The following is a 1,414-nucleotide window of genomic DNA, read 5'->3' on the forward strand; positions in this document are numbered from 1 at the left end:
ATGCCCCACACCTGTAATTTTTAAGGGGTTATGGCTATTGCAAAAAAGCGTTTATAAGTTTGTCCCCTGTCAAATCTGGTTACAACTGGGTTTCAGGCGAAACATTCGGTCATGGCAATTCGGCATTAGTTGAAACTTTGGAGACGCTCCGAAGCGGGCAACTTTTGCCCGGAAAAAGTTTCACGGCAATTTCTCCGGCCTGTCATCCCGATGTCTTCTTTCCGGTATGGATGCCAGTCGATTCGAACTGGCGGAGATTCGCACCATGCGAGAGTACCAACGGTTGAAAGGGTTTACCGACAACCTGGAATTGCGGCGGCGCAACCGTGCCACGGTCGAGCACTACATGCGCATGAAGGGGGCCGAACGGTTGCAGCGGCACAGCCTGTTCGTCGAGGACGGCTGCGCCGGCAACTGGACCACGGAAAGCGGCGAACCCCTGGTTTTCCGGGGCCATGAGAGCCTCAGGCGGCTCGCCGAGTGGCTCGAGCGCTGCTTCCCCGACTGGGAGTGGCACAACGTGCGGATCTTCGAGACCGAGGATCCGAACCACTTCTGGGTCGAGTGCGACGGGCGCGGCAAGGCGCTGGTCCCAGGGTATCCGCAGGGCTATTGCGAGAACCACTACATCCATTCCTTCGAACTCGAGAACGGCCGGATAAAACGCAATCGCGAGTTCATGAACCCGATGCAGAAATTGCGTGCATTGGGAATAGCCGTTCCGCAAATAAAACGTGACGGCATTCCCACCTGATTAATGATTATTCCAATTCAAGAGGAGATATGACGATGCTCGATAATGCTATTCCCCAAGGTTTCGAAGACGCCGTGGAGTTGCGCAGGAAGAATCGCGAGACGGTGGTCAAGTATATGAACACCAAAGGCCAGGATCGCCTGCGCCGCCATGAACTTTTCGTCGAGGACGGCTGTGGCGGTTTATGGACCACCGATACCGGTTCGCCCATCGTCATTCGTGGCAAGGACAAGCTGGCCGAGCACGCGGTGTGGTCGCTGAAATGCTTCCCGGATTGGGAGTGGTACAACATCAAGGTCTTCGAGACCGACGATCCCAACCACTTCTGGGTCGAGTGCGACGGCCACGGCAAGATCCTCTTCCCCGGGTATCCCGAGGGTTACTACGAGAACCACTTCCTGCATTCCTTCGAGCTGGACGACGGCAAGATCAAGCGCAACCGCGAATTCATGAACGTCTTCCAGCAATTGCGCGCCCTGAGCATTCCGGTCCCGCAGATCAAACGCGAAGGCATTCCCACCTGAGGCCATCCTGGAAGGGGTGAACTATGGACGATCTATTGCAACGCGTACGGCGCTGCGAAGCGCTGCAGCAACCCGAATGGGGCGATCCGTCGCGCCTGCGCGACGTGCAGGCGTACCTGCGCGGCAGTCCGGCGCT

The 1,414-nt window shown here is 57.0% G+C and carries 3 protein-coding genes; all 3 read left to right on the forward strand.

Translation table 11 applies throughout. The annotated features are described in order from the left end of the window. The first annotated feature begins 265 nt into the window (after nt 1-265). Nucleotides 266-754: a phenazine biosynthesis protein PhzA gene (gene phzA / locus FFS27_RS32710; RefSeq protein WP_003117657.1), complete on the forward strand. Its 489-nt coding sequence runs from the start codon at nt 266-268 to the stop codon at nt 752-754. A gap of 35 nt (nt 755-789) precedes the next feature. Next, the gene (gene phzB, locus FFS27_RS32715) at nt 790-1,278 is read left to right on the forward strand and encodes a phenazine biosynthesis protein PhzB (RefSeq protein ID WP_003115119.1); all 489 of its coding nucleotides are present in this window, start codon (nt 790-792) and stop codon (nt 1,276-1,278) included. A 23-nt stretch (nt 1,279-1,301) separates the two neighbouring features. Next, nucleotides 1,302-1,414: hypothetical protein (locus FFS27_RS33950; RefSeq protein WP_225007728.1), on the forward strand; the 113-nt coding region annotated here is incomplete at its 3' end.

The organism is Pseudomonas sp. 2VD, assembly GCF_005503585.1.
Classification (GTDB): Bacteria; Pseudomonadota; Gammaproteobacteria; order Pseudomonadales; family Pseudomonadaceae; genus Pseudomonas; species Pseudomonas aeruginosa.